General features: G+C 52.0%; 13 protein-coding genes, 1 tRNA gene and 1 pseudogene. 8 read left to right on the forward strand and 7 right to left on the reverse strand.

Annotation, left to right across the window (positions count from 1 at the left end; translation table 11 throughout):
• Positions 1–84: 84 nt before the first annotated feature.
• Positions 85–1038 carry an Abi family protein gene (locus tag FYJ31_RS02645; protein WP_012577347.1) on the forward strand — a complete coding sequence of 318 codons (954 nt, stop codon included), beginning with the start codon at positions 85–87 and terminating at the stop codon, positions 1036–1038.
• Positions 1039–1713: 675 nt separating this feature from the next.
• Here FYJ31_RS02645 and FYJ31_RS12655 read toward each other — a convergent pair.
• Positions 1714–2792: pseudogene (locus FYJ31_RS12655) on the reverse strand (IS30 family transposase).
• A gap of 109 nt (positions 2793–2901) precedes the next feature.
• Here FYJ31_RS12655 and FYJ31_RS13270 point away from each other — a divergent pair.
• Positions 2902–3162 carry a DUF3923 family protein gene (locus tag FYJ31_RS13270; protein ID WP_052189177.1) on the forward strand — a complete coding sequence of 87 codons (261 nt, stop codon included), beginning with the start codon at positions 2902–2904 and terminating at the stop codon, positions 3160–3162.
• Between the two features lie 175 nt (positions 3163–3337).
• On the forward strand, positions 3338–3571 hold the full coding sequence (locus FYJ31_RS12665) for a hypothetical protein (protein ID WP_013410807.1): 234 nt from the start codon (positions 3338–3340) through the stop codon (positions 3569–3571).
• Between the two features lie 214 nt (positions 3572–3785).
• On the opposite strand, the gene FYJ31_RS02665 is transcribed toward FYJ31_RS12665, so the two are convergent.
• A complete protein-coding gene (locus FYJ31_RS02665) occupies positions 3786–3962 on the reverse strand; it encodes a hypothetical protein (RefSeq protein WP_154535903.1) in 177 nt (58 codons plus the stop codon).
• Between the two features lie 469 nt (positions 3963–4431).
• Between FYJ31_RS02665 and FYJ31_RS02670 the strand changes: the two genes are divergently transcribed.
• Both FYJ31_RS02670 and FYJ31_RS02675 read left to right on the forward strand, forming a co-directional pair.
• Positions 4432–4503 (forward strand) — tRNA-Asn (locus FYJ31_RS02670).
• Positions 4504–4617: 114 nt separating this feature from the next.
• A complete protein-coding gene (locus FYJ31_RS02675; protein ID WP_162859205.1) occupies positions 4618–4830 on the forward strand; it encodes a hypothetical protein in 213 nt (70 codons plus the stop codon).
• 112 nt (positions 4831–4942) lie between these two features.
• On the opposite strand, the gene FYJ31_RS02680 is transcribed toward FYJ31_RS02675, so the two are convergent.
• Positions 4943–6136, reverse strand: coding sequence for an MFS transporter (locus FYJ31_RS02680; RefSeq protein ID WP_229773822.1), 1194 nt, complete (start codon positions 6134–6136; stop codon positions 4943–4945).
• Between the two features lie 237 nt (positions 6137–6373).
• Positions 6374–6811 carry a transposase gene (locus FYJ31_RS12670; protein WP_229773823.1) on the reverse strand — a complete coding sequence of 146 codons (438 nt, stop codon included), beginning with the start codon at positions 6809–6811 and terminating at the stop codon, positions 6374–6376.
• On the opposite strand from FYJ31_RS12670, the gene FYJ31_RS13275 reads away from it, so the two are divergent.
• Both FYJ31_RS13275 and FYJ31_RS02705 read left to right on the forward strand, forming a co-directional pair.
• The gene (locus tag FYJ31_RS13275; protein ID WP_431355544.1) at positions 6724–7104 is read left to right on the forward strand and encodes a DUF961 family protein; all 381 of its coding nucleotides are present in this window, start codon (positions 6724–6726) and stop codon (positions 7102–7104) included. The genes FYJ31_RS12670 and FYJ31_RS13275 overlap by 88 nt on opposite strands.
• 1276 nt (positions 7105–8380) lie before the next feature.
• Complete coding sequence (locus tag FYJ31_RS02705; protein ID WP_032744192.1) at positions 8381–8623, forward strand: hypothetical protein; 243 nt, start codon at positions 8381–8383, stop codon at positions 8621–8623.
• A 38-nt stretch (positions 8624–8661) separates the two neighbouring features.
• Here FYJ31_RS02705 and FYJ31_RS02710 read toward each other — a convergent pair whose 3' ends face one another.
• The 3 genes from FYJ31_RS02710 to FYJ31_RS02720 all read right to left on the reverse strand — a co-directional run bounded on the left by FYJ31_RS02710 (position 8662) and on the right by FYJ31_RS02720 (position 13132).
• Positions 8662–9933, reverse strand: a complete 1272-nt coding sequence (locus tag FYJ31_RS02710; protein WP_143724605.1) for an IS30 family transposase — start codon at positions 9931–9933, stop codon at positions 8662–8664.
• A gap of 590 nt (positions 9934–10523) precedes the next feature.
• Entirely contained in the window at positions 10524–11174 is a 651-nt protein-coding gene (locus FYJ31_RS02715; protein ID WP_143724606.1) for an ATP-binding cassette domain-containing protein, read from the reverse strand.
• A gap of 2 nt (positions 11175–11176) precedes the next feature.
• A complete protein-coding gene (locus FYJ31_RS02720; RefSeq protein WP_154535904.1) occupies positions 11177–13132 on the reverse strand; it encodes a hypothetical protein in 1956 nt (651 codons plus the stop codon).
• Positions 13133–13702: 570 nt separating this feature from the next.
• Between FYJ31_RS02720 and FYJ31_RS02735 the strand changes: the two genes are divergently transcribed.
• Entirely contained in the window at positions 13703–13954 is a 252-nt protein-coding gene (locus FYJ31_RS02735) for a hypothetical protein (RefSeq protein WP_195839418.1), read from the forward strand.
• Positions 13955–14068: the final 114 nt, after the last annotated feature.

Here is a 14068-nt window from a genome sequence, read left to right on the forward strand (position 1 = left end):
GACTTCGTTCGGTTCGCTGAGGCCATTCCGTGGACGCGGGGTGGCCTCAGTGCTTTCATCGCTGGATTGGGGGAGGTCGGATCCATGTCGTTGCGCAAGCCCTACAGGAGTGTGAACGAACAGCTGCGCATTCTGCGCTCCCGTGGCATGGCCGTCGATGCCGGTGCGGGTCATGTGCTCAGGCGCGAGGGCTATTATCCGATCGTCAATGGCTATAAGGATTTGTTCCTCGACCGAAAGGCATGCCTGACCGCTGGTGATGACCGGTACGGAACGGGCGCGCGTTTCGATGATCTGTACGCCCTGTTCCTGTTCGACCGTGAGTTGCGTGAACTGTTGTTTTCCTCCATCACACGGGCGGAGGCCGCGCTCAAGGCAGTGTGCGCGCATGAGTTCACCGGGCTGCACCCCGACGAGGTCAACCCGTATCTCAATCCCGACTATTATGATTCCAGGTGCCGTCCGAGCGCCATGGCATTGATCGACAAGGTCTTCAAGCGGATACTTGAGTTGGACGGCAACCCGCGCAACAGGGGCGACTATGGCGGCAAGGCGTATATCCGCCATTGCATGGAAGACCACAACGGCCAGGTCCCGTTGTGGGTGCTGGCCAACGATCTTTCCTTCGGCCAGACGGTATGGTTCTTCCAAGTCCAGTCCCCGGCCGTCCGATTGGCGGTCGCCGAAAGTTTCACCGGTTTGTATGCGGACACGCACGACAGGCCACGGCGCATCACCATCAAGCGGCTGGACAGCATCTTCAACAGACTGGTGTTCTACCGCAACCTGTGCGCGCATGACGAGCGCTGCTATTGTGCCCGGTACGATGGGCGCGCTAACGAGAACGTGTATCAGGCCATCGGTGATCTTGGTTATTTGCTTGACAAGGACGATTACTTGGAATTGTTCGGTCGCTTCTCCGCATTGGTCGCACGGGTGACCTCCACCATGCCATCGCGGAGCCAAGCGATCCTGTCTGCCATGGGTGTGCGCGAACGGGAACTGGCCGACAGGGCGGAAATCATACTGCGCAGCTGACCGTTCCTGCTATTGGGACGGTGGCGTCGCAGGCGGCTTTGGACCATGAGCCAGCTGATCTGGGCTGTCTGCAATGGGCCTGTGGGATTCGGGATGGATTTGGATGCCATTGGCGGCTGGGACGGTTGCACGGGTTGCGTATCGTTCTGTCTATTGTCCGCCATGGAGACATGCTGCCGGGTGAATGCTTCTGGGCACCACCCATGCGGAACATCATGAAACCACAGGGGGTATTGCGCTTTTCCGTGCCGGTCGGCGAAGACGCTGAGCGCCGGCAGGGTGGTGGAACGTTCCCGGATTATTCTTGGGTGCCTGTAGGTGCCTCGTGGAAAACGAGCGTAACCGGCAGGTTTCCCAAAAATTGAAAACCTTGGAACAAAGCCAAAAACGACCACATGCGATTATCATCAGAGGTGCGCATGATGATGGTAGTCATGGTCTTAAGTGTCTCATGGGCTTGAGACCGGGTGGTGATGCCTGATTGCAGGAATGCGGGTTGTGATTAGGGGCATGGGGTAGCCGACCACCAAGATTGAGACCAATGCATTGGGTAACGATGCGGCGAGCGGTTCCGGCATTCTGCCGTTGGACCGTGACTGAGATGCCGTGTTCTTCGATAATTTGTGTCACGTTGGCCCTGTAGATCCAGTTCTCGCCACAGTAAGCGCCCGATGTCTATTTAGAGGTGCAACACCCCTGTTGGTCCTGCAATTCCAGCAGTTCGTCGGCGAATGCCTCGGCGGGCGTCCGGTAGTCCGGCACGCGCATGGGACGGTTGTCGGCCTCGTCGACAATCTCCCGCAGTTCCCCGGCCATGTCCATCCGGATCTCGCTGCGTCTGGGCGGATACCGGCGGATCATGCCGTTCCTGTTCTCGTTGCTTCCCCGCCGCCGGCTGGAGTATGGGTCGGCGAAGTACGTGTCCATGACCGGCTCGTCGCGCAGGCGCGTGTGGCGGGCGAACCCGGTGCCGTTGTCGTGCGTGACGCCGCCGCGCGCGCCGGCCGGCAGCGGCGAGAACATCGCCGGCTGCGCCCCGACGCTTTCCCCGGCGGTCTTGCCGGGCACGATCCCGGCCATGAGGAACCTGGTCTTCCTCTCGACCTCGGTGTGCGGGTTGCATCCGGCGCCGATCACGCCGTCGGCCTCCCAATGGCCGAAACCGCTGCGGTCGCCGGCCTCCGGCGGACGCTCGGGGATGGGAACCCGTCCGGGGATCGGGAAACGCGACGTCCTCCCGCCGCCACGCCTGCGACGCCTCCTGTGGCCGCGTGGAAGGCAGCGCGCCCAGCGTTCACGGCGATGGCGGTCGGCGTGGATCCAACGGTAGACGGTCTCCGGGCACACGCGCATGGCGGAGTCGTCGGGGAACAGGACGCGCGGCCCGCCGCTGACGGGCGGCGGCGACCAGCCGCGACGCAGCCATTCGGCCACCCGCGCCTACAGGCGTTCGCATGACAGGCGGGTGGCGCCTGCGCGGTTTGGCGCGCCTGCGGTCGGCCTTGCGCCGCGGCGGGGCCGGCGATGTAGCATCTGCCCGTCCACGGGCCCGTCTTCAGCCGTTTCGGCCGGTACGGCCGTCAGGACTCGTTCTCGTTGGACGGGAACCACGTGTTGCGTTTGATCTCCCTGCCGACCGTCGAGGCGTTGCGGCCGAGCATCAGACCGATCCTGCGGATGCTGGTGCCGTTGCCGATCTCGATCTGGATGACCTGGCGTTCCTCTTCCGACAGGTGCGAATACACTTCTCCCATAGGTGCAACATCCCTTCGGACTGGTTATCCGGACGATCTCCAATCTAACGGGTGTTGCATTTTCAATTAGACAACGGGGCGCCTGACATTTCACCAAGGGCGGCTTATAATGGTGGAATCAGCATATAGAGATTGGGGTTACAGGAGGGTGATTGTGGAAAACAAAGGTTGGAGAATTTTCCAAATCATTCAATTCATATTGTTCTTATGCATTAGTGTATTCCTTTTTATAAGAACAGTGGACGGGCATGGAACTGTACAGACACTAGGAGTAAAGCTGATTAGTTTTTCCGTATGGGCGCTTTTCTACCTTGGTATCTTAGCCATAGAGTGGTTGATTTACTGTATTGTCCGACATGCTAAAAAATAAATTGATATACGAATTTGCTGAACTAATAGAATTCTTTTAGTCTCTAAGGGGATAACGACCGAATTCTTGCGCATTTTTGGATTCCGGCCTTGATGGAAAAGGACATGGGCCGTGCCGGGTACGATTTTCAGTCGCCAGACAATGAAAAACCGCGATTGGAAAGAGGCATGGAGCCATGTCCAAGGAAATCATACAGTTCGACCAGGCCATGTTCGAGAGCAAGCTCGACGCCATGGTGCGCGAGAAGGTCGAGCGGATCGTCAACGCGATGCCCGACGCTTCAGGCGAACGAGATCGCCAACGCCGCGAGATACGAGCGTTCCGGCTGATGGTGGCCGACCGGTGGGGTGGGAATCAGTTGAGATTATTCTTGGGTGCCTGTGGGTGCCTCGTGGAGAAACGAGGGTAATCGGTAGGTTTCCCAAAAATCGAAAGCCTTGGAACAAAGCCAAAAACAGTTGGCTAGGATTATCATGCGAGGTGCGCATGATGATGGTAGTCATGGTCTTAAGTGTCTCATGGGCTTGAGACCGGGCGTTGCTGTTTGATTGCGGGGAATGGCACAGAGGGCCCGTGGACTGGCCGCGGCCGATAGCCGGGAAGCCGAGCCGCCGCGCGAAGCGTCATGCGAGTTGGCTCGCGATGATCAACGTGCCGGCAACGACCATGGGCGCCGAGAAGACACGCAGAAGAGTCCTTTTGCGTTCTCTTCCCAGTTTTTTGGATCCGATCACGACGGATATCAGGACCAATCCGACGGTCAGCGGCACCAAGGCCAGCGGAAGCAGCGGTTTTTCCATGGCATCTCATCTCGAACGCTGTGGTTCAGATGTTTCGATGTTCGGTTTTTCTGCGCTTGCTGACAAGAGCCATGGAGCAGCATGTCGATACGCACAGATTCACTATGCAGGTCGCTGCTGGCAGTAGCCGTATGAACGGCTGACTGTAGAAATCGAGGACATCTGGATCCATGGATCCTGAGTATATTTCAAAAACCGGATATGATGCGAGAGCCAGCGCCGAACTCACGAGGAACAGTATCCAAATGACGGGCAATCTCAGGATGGATACTGTTCGGCCTTTCCGATGGACTTCTTTCGAGAACATGAAAAGAGCCCAAGAGGTCACTGCGATTAATGCACCCGCGCAATACAACAGACCAGGGGACTCGCTACGCATGATTCCGTCCTCACTTCAGTCGCAGGTAATTTGGCTTATCGATCTTCTGGCTGGTTCGAGATTACCATACCTGACATGGCAGTCGAATTGCCCGTTGTCTATTGGCAGAGCATCCGACTGTTAATCGGACGGTCGCTGGTTCAAGCCCAGCCGCAGGAGCCAGACAAAAACCCGGAACTTCGGTTCCGGGTTTTTGTTACCCGCCCCCCGAAACTCCTTTATCAAGGAATCATCCATAAGGGATGCCGCGGCAGACGGTCTCCAAGGCACTACACCGTGCTCATCCCCATGGACGACGGCAACTGGCACGTCACCGTGTACTGTCCCGCCTCGCTGGACGGCCCACTGCTCGACAAGGATTCCAACGAATTCGACACGGACGACGTGAAACCCGGCGACAAGTCGTACACCGTTGCCAATCCATTCCACCTGGATCACGCACCCGGAACAGACGGTTTCATCTTCGGCCCTGACACCCTCCGACGATAGCGATGGACTAACCATTCAACCGCACGCGTAGGAGGAGCGCATTCCAACCATGAATGAATGACATATAGACGTCAAGGGCTTGCGGACATCGTGTCCGCAAGCCCTTGACGTCTCAATCCAACGAAATATCGACTTTTACCCGTTTGTCGGATTCAGGCTTTCGCGCAAGTCCGGCGATGAGGAGGGCCACCAGCAGGGGGATCGTCGTCAGTGTACCCCAGGAAATCGAGAACGTGTCGGCGATGTAGCCGCACAGCGGGGTGACGACCGCGGTGAAGGCCATCAATACGAGCGATCCCACGGAGAACGCGGTCGCGCGGATCGAATCGTTAATGCTCTCGTGCAAGCTGCTGGAGATCGTGTTCGCCACGTACATCTGCGCGCAGGAGAACACGAAGAACGCCAGGATCCTCACCGCCGGCATCGGCGTGGCCGCAAGCACCACCGCCGACACGATGAGCACGAGGATCGCAATGTCGCCGGAACGTGGATGCAGCCGCAGCATACCCAGACGACTGCCGACGATCTGCGCGATATTAGTGAACACTAGGCCGGCGAACTGCCACCAGACCCCGGTCTGGTGGCCCATCAGCAGCAGCTGCCAGAACGTCAGCACCGACAACGTACCCAGATTGAACACCACCATATTCCATATCTCCGGCTTCCGCAGCAGCACGGCCGCGGCCGCCACGGTCTGCCTGACATGATCCAACACCGTCAGCGAGGTCCCGGACTCGCCCGGCTCGGCGGATCCATCGGATTCGACGGACGCCTCGGCCTGCCGTTCCGTCGTCCCGTTCCCATCCATCGCTGCCGCCTTGGTGCGCGACCCGGCCCTCATCAGACCGAGAAGCGGGATGATCGCCAATACGTAGAACACCGTCGCGCCCAGCCAGATCAGCTGGGAGTCAAGCAGGAACAGCACGGCACCGACCGCACCGCCGCATATCGTGCACACACCGATCATCGCCGACAGTCTTGACACCAAGGTCTTCATACCCAGCGAGGGATCGTGCTTGCGGGCGTATTCGATGTACAGCGAGGACGCCGCGCCGCTTTCGACCGCGGCCCCGATGCCGGCCAGCACGTTGGCCAGGCACAGCACGGCGAAGTTCGCGGACCAGAACAGCATCAATATGAATCCCGCGACGCGGCACAACACGCCGATGATCAGCGTTCGTTCCCGGGACCACCGGTCGAACAGCACGGACGTGGGCAGCTCGCTGGCCGATTCGCTGACGTCGAACACCACATTGACGATGGAGATCAGCAGCACCGACAGGCCCACATCATGATAGGCCACCATATAGTAGACCGAAAAGCATCCGGCACCAAGATAAATAAGCGCATTATACAAACAGGCAAACCGAACCATCAATCATTCCCTTACATAAACAAAGAACCGGTATACGTCGATCTATGTATATTAAATCCCATAGCCTTAGCAAAATCCTCCAGACGATTGGAGTTTGTAAAATACGTCGAATCACAAGGTGCGATATTCGTCGCTATACATTTGAGAGCCTTCTGCTGTTTTCGTGGGTTAGAGGATGGGTGTTGGCAGGTGGATGGGTAGGCCGCTGCATCGGAGTTTGATCATGGCGATGAGATTGTCGACGTGGCGGAAGACGTAGGCCATGTGGATGGTGATCTTGATCTTGTCGTTGAATGCCTCGGGCCTGGCGTTGGAGTGGCCGAGTCCGATGGTCCCGAGGATGTTGTCCTCGCGTCCGTGGGTCTTCCCGCATGGTTCGACGATCTTGGGGATGCGGCTGTGGGAGGCTCGGAAAATCCATCGTTCCAGCCCGGCCCCGGCTTGGTCGATGGGCCGTCGCCGTTCGCCGACCCCGTCGTCGTACTCAGGGCACTTGCGCCCGCAGTGCGAACACCCGGGTGTCGCCTTCCGGCACCGCACCCGGACCACCGGCGCGGGAGCGGGACACAACGGCGAATCGTCCGCCGGCACGTCCTCGACGACCATTTGGGATTCAACGGCTCACCGACGAACCACCACCCACGAAAACAACACAAGAGCCTGATTTAAACTGTAGTCTGCATGGTGGAATTATTCCCGTGTCTGTACCGCCAGAAGTACCGTTAAGGGAATTTCCGTATAATGCAGTTGTGGAGCTTGTCAATCCCGGAGCCGATACGGTATCAAGAAAGACCTATACGGGTGCAGATGCGGATTGGTATGTAAAAGCAGAGGACATTGTATTGAAGAACGCAGGCAATCCACGGAACCATACACCGCAGGGACAACCGAAAAAATAAATTTGGTGGGTAGATTTTTTATTGTAGCAGATATATGGAACTGTTATCATATGGGTATGAAGGAAGCAACGCATTTGAAGTTGCAGAAGGAGTGAATCTGAAATGTGTATGGAATGTTATGTTGACGAGAATAGAATAACACCACTTTTAAATCCATTAGATTGTTTAGAAAATCATACACAATACATTTGTGGGACTTGCGGGAGGTGTATCTGCATTGAGCATGACCCCAAACGTGGATTACAACGGTGGAATTTCCCTTTTAGATCGTTAGAGATAGCGAAATTATATTTGCGTACTGCTGATTATAGTACTAAAAAGTCATGTGGTATTTACGAACTGAAAAGTGAGAATGGCAGACTTTCATACAAAATCTTTGCGGACGGTGAGGACTTGCTGTTATATCTAAAGAAGAACAAAGGAAAAACTTGCAAAGATGTGAAACCTGTTTTCATGATTGAAGAATACAGAGAATATGCAAATACACAAATAAGAAAATTGACCTCTGATGAAATACAGAGATATATGGCAGAGCGATAACTTCCAGTTTTGCAATTTCATATCTATGCATACATGGCAGTTAGTCTTAGGATTGACTGCTCTTTTTGTACTCAGAAAGGAGTGATTGATTTATGCAAAAGATTTGGAACAAAAGACACCGTATCAGTGCCGGCGACGAACACCTTGTCTATCATTTTTCCATAGGGACGTTTCTGTTTTTGTTCGTGGCAGTTCTTCTGCTACTGAATATAAAACAGCTCGTGCGTACCGATTGGGAACATCTCAGCTTGTTAGAGAACGGCTTGACGCTTTCCACATACAACTTCATAACCATACTTGGTGTGCCGACACTCCCGATTATATGATGCATTTCAACGGATTCAGGTTCATGGGCCCATACGGGTGCTGACCAGGATGGGAGCAAAGACATGTCAATGACCATGTCTCCTGATTGCTGAATCAGTATCTCCGACGAAGCCTTCGCAATAGACGATGAGGAAATGGAAGATGAACCCGTTCAAGATGAAGACTGACGCAGAACCTCAGGAAGCTTCGTCTTCCGAGTAAGCTCTGTGCTCCTCATGCAGACACGTGATACCGGAGCCCCTGCCTTCGCCAAGAAATACGGTCCCACGGTCGTCAGCAAAGTGGGCCACTTGGTCGTCAATGTGGTGAAGAAGAGATTCTAGCTGCATATCTGTCCGAGTCGGACACGATTTACGGCGTGTGTCCTGCGAGGGGCTGGTGATGTTTTGTCGGGCTCATCGTTGATTCCATGGCCTCCATCACCGGTGGAAGCGCGATATTGGAAAAACACCGTGAGGCCATCGAGCGTGATGGTCCCAGGATGGTGACGCAGGCCGTCGGGAAGAATACGTTCTACGGCGGATCCGTGAAACCGGATCGTGATGATAAGCAGTCCTCCAGTCCGAACAGCTACTTCCAGACCGGGTACAAGAGCCTGATGGATTTGGCGATAAGGCGGATTCTAGTGGTGGTTGCAACACCTGAGGTTTGAGCGGCCTTCCATGGTCACGTTGTCGGTTGTTGAGGTTATCACGCGGCGTCGAGCAGTTCGATGATCTTCTCGCTTGGTTTCATGAACCCGAGGGTTTTGCGTGGCCGGTCGTTGAGTTCCTCGGCGACCGCGTCGAGGTGGTCCTCCGGGTAGACGGATGGGTCGGTGCCTTTGGGGAAGTACTGGCGCAGGAGCCCGTTGGTGCTCTCGTTGGTGCCGCGCTGCCGCGGGGAGTGCGGGTCGCGGAAGTGGACGGCCATGTCCAGCGAGGCGCCGGTCCGTTTGTGCAGGGCGAGTTCCGCTCCCTGGTCCCAGGTCAGGCTGTTGCGCAGGAGTTTGGGCAGGTGCTGCATCTTGTCGATGATGGCCTGCCGGGCGTGTTCGGCGTCGTGCCCGTCGGGCAGGTGCGGCAGGATCGTGAACCTGGTGGTGCGCTTGACGAGCGTGCCGATGGCGCTTTTGTTGCGGCTGCCGGTGATGAGATCGCCCTCCCAGTGGCCCGGGACCGCCCGGTCCTCGATCTCCGGGGGTCGCTCCGAGATCATGACCATGGGTTCGCGGAAACGGGGTTTGCGGCCTTGGCCGCCTTGGGGTCTGCGGGCGGTTCGCCCCTGCCTCATGGCGCGTTTGATCTCCTGCTTGAGTTCGCCCCTGGCCTGCAGGTAGATGGCCTGGTAGATCGTCTCGACGCTCGCGTGCGTATCCCCATTATCCGGGAGGTCCGGCCTCGGCCGGTCGGCTATCTGCTCCGGGCTCCAATGCCTGCGCAGCCCGGCGGCGATCTCGTCCCACAGTCGCGTGCCCTCGGCCGCCTTGCGCGGTTTGGGGCGTTTGAGCCGGTCCGCGGCCTTTTGTTGGGCTTGGTAGGGCTCGTAACCGCCGGACTCGGGATTCCTGTTGCGCTCGACCTCGCGGCTGACCGTGCCGGGGTCGCGGCCCGGCAGGCGGGCGATGGCGCGGATCGAATCGCCCAGACGCAGACGGTCCGCGATCTGGATGCGCTCCTCCTGGCTCAGGTGGCGCGGATGGAGGGTCCTGGGTTTGTCCATGGTGGAACGATACCGGTCCACCAGGGGTTTCTCGTTCCTTCCCGTGGCGCGCGTCCTGCCGTTGCGCCACGCCTTGCCGGTGCGTTTCGAGACGCCGACCGCGTGCGCGGCCTGGGTGAAGTTCATGCCTTCCTCGTCCAGCAGGCGCACGTACTCGGCGCGTCTCGCCTCGCACATCAGCTTCCTCGTCGGATATTCGACGCCGTTGAACGCCCAACGGTGTTCCCCGCCACGGTCTTCGTTTCGGTGGCTCCTGGTCACCTGACCCTCCTTGCGGTAGGTCAGGTGTTGCAACGATCACTAGAACCCGCCGGGCCGGTAGTATTCGGGGGGGCAATGGCACGAGTCGATCTATCTTGTCCTTGGTGAGCGGCGTCTGGTTGCGCCGGGCGCTCGGCTTGCGCAGGGTGATGGGCGCCACGGGCAAGGCCGTGGGACGCATCTATTGAATCGGAGTCGCGGAGAAGTCCAGGCCGGCAAGGCAACGAGTGACCGCGAGCCGGCGGAGGGGGGCTCTTATGCTGGGAACGCACCTCGATGATCCGCCGATCAGCATTTGGAATGGGTCCATGCCGTTCTTCATGAGGAATCAAAGATGGATGGAAGCGCAGGCGACTGGCGGTGAATGTTTGTAGTTTTCAAGGGACAGGAGTGTTGGGAAAATCTACTGTAAGCAAAACCCGATACAGGGAATCTGATTATCTACATAAATACAGTATCTAAAGACTGTTCATTGCTTGGATGATAAGTGGTTCACCATGAATGTATCGTGATTGAATATGGGTCTTGATATGACGAGATGCAAAGGGAGATTGCACGCATGTAAGACCGTGTATCTCCCTTTAGGCAAACTATCTGAAGTTTTCTACATTTATAACTTTGGAAAAACAATCGAGCAAATTCATGTTGTGTGTGACCATGATTATGGTAATGCCATTTTCATTTAATTCTTTCAGAAGCTTCATCACTATCGATTCATTCTCTTTATCAAGTCCGGAAGTTGGCTCATCGGCTAATATGATCCGACTTCCTTGCAAAATCAACTTGATAATTGCAATTCGCTGTTGCTCTCCGCCGCTTAACTGGTATACTTTCTTGTCAAGCATATCAGTTAGCTCAAATTGCTTTAGATACTTATCGATTAGTTTGAGTTTTTCTTTCTTTTTTATTTTCTTATATTCAAGAGCCAATTTTAAATTCCATAACACGCTTTCATCTTCTATAAGTCCATAATTCTGAAACAGATAACCTATTGTGTATCTTCTCAAAATCATAGCATCTTTACTGTTCATGGACACATTTTGATGCCCGTCAATAGTGATTGTTCCCGCAGATATATCAGTAATCAATCCTATTATATTTAGAAGTGTCGTTTTGCCCGCACCGCTTTTCCCCACAAGCCCCACAAATTCGCCTTCTTCTATTTCCAAAGACAGATTTTCAAATAGAACCTGATCTTTTCCATATTGTTTCTTGATGTTCTTCAATGTAATCAATGACATAATTATGCTCCCTTTTCAATCTCATATAAAGTGTTTGAGATATAAGTTCTATAAAGCAATTCGCAAAATATGTAGTCAATAAATATGATCACGAAAATGAAAGCAAAATAATGATTTATAGCAGTCAATATGACTGATATAATGAGTCCAATTCCCCAAAGAATATAACGATTCTTTAGTGTTCTAGAATGAGAGAATCCCAAAATCTCTTTTGCCGCATATTTCTTTCGATTTACAAAGATGTCCACATAATTTGAAATATACAAAATAAATAGTAAAGACACTATAAATACAATCATGAACATGGTGAGTGTTTTAAGAACGAAAGTCACATTCTCGAGCTGCATTAAATAAGGTGTGAGTAATGTTCCAGCTGTAACTAATTGCTCTAAACCATATTCTGACAACAAGGAAGAAAAGTCTTCTCTTGATTTCATTTGGAAAAATAGACATCTTGTATTTAAGGAATCCAGATAGTAAAGTCCAGCAAAATCGCCTGTATCAACAATGATAATAGGATTAGCTATATCAGAAAAACCATTCTTTGTATTAACTTTTATTGTGGAAGCATCGTCGATATAAACAATATTAAACTTGTCAATAGTTCTTTCTTCTCCTGGTATTCCATAGAATTGATTGTAATTCATCAATCGAAAATATTCTTGCTTGATATATTCTTTAATAGATTGTTCATCATTCTTGTATTTATGCGGAACCAATACGGTTGGTTCATTGAATTTATCTTCTTCCAATGGTTTTCCGTTGAGCTTAATATTTGAAAAATCATTCAGATAGTTCCTGTTTGCGATAGCAAGCTGTTGTTCATAATAGGGGCGTGATGTCTGCGAACCATCGTCTGTCTTAAAATCACACAGTAGTGAATGGTTATGATTGTACATCTCCGATGCTTGCTTGGAATAGTTTTCTAATATGTTTGTGTTTGCTAACGCATAGTCATACTTCGAGGAATTAAAACCATTGGCGGTATAATATCCATCCAGATACTTATAGTCTAAAACAGCTTGTTGGCTTTGTCTAAATGAGTTTCCTTGATTTAGTAATGAAATAATGGTAATGGCGATTATTACTGAAAAAGCTATTTTTACAGCCTGAACTACAACATTTGTGCCGCTATTTAAAGTTTTATTTTTTATCATTGCCTCTAAGGAGACAAACTTAATTAGAATACTTGTCATTAAAACACAAAGTACATTTATAGCTAAAACTCCAATAAAGAATAGCACGCTTGTTATTAAATAAGAAGAAGCATACCTGTTTGTTAATGCGTAATAGGTATTTAACAACAACAGTAATACTAGGCATACTACAGAATAATATTTTATTATATTTGTAATTTGTTCCTTTAAAATATGTATAGTAGAAAAGCCCATGCTTTTTTTAATACCTATTTTTTTCAAACTATAGGAGGTATAAATACAGTATATGATTTGAATTACAATAAATAAAATTATGAAATTCACAAGATTTAGTTCCAATACCATACTGTACGGAATGGAGTCGCTTTCAAAGTTGTTTATCGCGACGGACAGTCGAGATGCTATCTCTTTGATTGCATCGTTTGGTAAATCTGTATAGAATACACCAACACTATCTAAAAAATCTTCCTTCTGCAATTCATGATATTGAAATAAGATAGAGGAAGATATAGGCTGTTTTTGTGTAAAAGAATTTAACGGAAAGCAATACAGATCATAAACAGATTTATCTGTGGAAGTGAGCGTATTGTTGATAAGCTCTAATTTATTATGAGAATACTCTTTTGTAAATAACGTATAAAACCTATCGAGAACTTCTGACGATGTTTCCTCTAAGACGTACCCTTTTAGATTCTTGGCAGCAATGCTATTCTTTTCATAAATGTTGTAAATGGAAGTATTAAAAATATAGGCAAAGAGTATGACTTCAAGGAAAATAAAAATCTTTAAAAACTTTTTCATAGCATACGCCTCTTCTTTGAAGGGATCTATAAACTAGGGCGGGACAAATAGCCCCGCCCTAAATACTCGAACTACTTTGCTCAATATGGATAATAATCATAATAAGATGTTTCATCCGCCCACCAAACTCTCCTTGCGTCTTTGTAAGCGTAGTTTGATTTGAGGCCGCTGGTATGCGTATCTCCGCCAATTTTCACGGCCAACTTTACCATGTAGTTACGACCAATACCTGCTTTGCGTCCAATTTCGGAATATACAACGATAGTCGTGGCCTTAATGTCTCATGGGCTCGAAACCGAGTGTCGGACGCACGATTCCCATGCGTATGTCTTGGTGTGGCCTGTCCGGTTGTGGGGACCTGAGAGAAGTGGTGTTCGGGGTGGCTCTTTCCAGTTGAACGTGTAGCTTTGGCCTGACTGTTTTTCGCCATGGGCGGTGACGGTCGAGATGTTGCCATACCAAATGATGGTGAAGTTGTCCGAGTTCAATGATTCGTCATCGTGCAGTTATGTCTTGATTTCTGTGACGTTCTCAGAGCCGATAATATTGGTATCGGTGCCCCATGAGACTTTGACCGTGATGTTGCTTGGGCCGAAGAACATGGTCGGCAAACTGCTGCCCGGATGGTGGTTGTGCACGTCCATCGACAATGCGTTCGGGCTTGATGCCGTGACCAGAGTGGATTACGTGGCATGGGCGTCGTCGATTGGTCTGGTGGCGTTGTTCGGCGTTGCATTCATCTGCCTTGGTCTGGCTTTGGAGCGCATTCGCCGTACGCGCCCGTCCCCATCTTTTCCCGCCGCCACGCAGTCGGCCGGATGATCACGAACGTTTCGTTCCATTGAACGGTTCTCGATGGAACGAAACGTTCGTGATGATCCGGTGGACGGGCCCTTCCCTGATCCGTGGCCACGGTTTGCGTATATCGCAGGTTGA

The organism is Bifidobacterium sp. WCA-178-WT-4B (assembly GCF_009696495.1).
Lineage (GTDB): Bacteria > Actinomycetota > Actinomycetes > Actinomycetales > Bifidobacteriaceae > Bifidobacterium > Bifidobacterium infantis.

Excerpts from the sequence above, each read along its gene's own strand:
- FYJ31_RS02645 (WP_012577347.1), top strand. The coding sequence starts at position 85 with ATGTCGTTGCGCAAGCCCTACAGGAGTGTGAACGAACAGCTGCGCATT.
- FYJ31_RS13270 (WP_052189177.1), top strand. The coding sequence starts at position 2,902 with ATGGTGGAATCAGCATATAGAGATTGGGGTTACAGGAGGGTGATTGTG.
- FYJ31_RS12665 (WP_013410807.1), top strand. The coding sequence starts at position 3,338 with ATGTCCAAGGAAATCATACAGTTCGACCAGGCCATGTTCGAGAGCAAG.
- FYJ31_RS02665 (WP_154535903.1), bottom strand. The coding sequence starts at position 3,962 with ATGGAAAAACCGCTGCTTCCGCTGGCCTTGGTGCCGCTGACCGTCGGA.
- FYJ31_RS02680 (WP_229773822.1), bottom strand. The coding sequence starts at position 6,136 with ATGGTGGCCTATCATGATGTGGGCCTGTCGGTGCTGCTGATCTCCATC.
- FYJ31_RS12670 (WP_229773823.1), bottom strand. The coding sequence starts at position 6,811 with ATGGTCGTCGAGGACGTGCCGGCGGACGATTCGCCGTTGTGTCCCGCT.
- FYJ31_RS02705 (WP_032744192.1), top strand. The coding sequence starts at position 8,381 with ATGGCCTCCATCACCGGTGGAAGCGCGATATTGGAAAAACACCGTGAG.
- FYJ31_RS02715 (WP_143724606.1), bottom strand. The coding sequence starts at position 11,174 with ATGTCATTGATTACATTGAAGAACATCAAGAAACAATATGGAAAAGAT.
- FYJ31_RS02720 (WP_154535904.1), bottom strand. The coding sequence starts at position 13,132 with ATGAAAAAGTTTTTAAAGATTTTTATTTTCCTTGAAGTCATACTCTTT.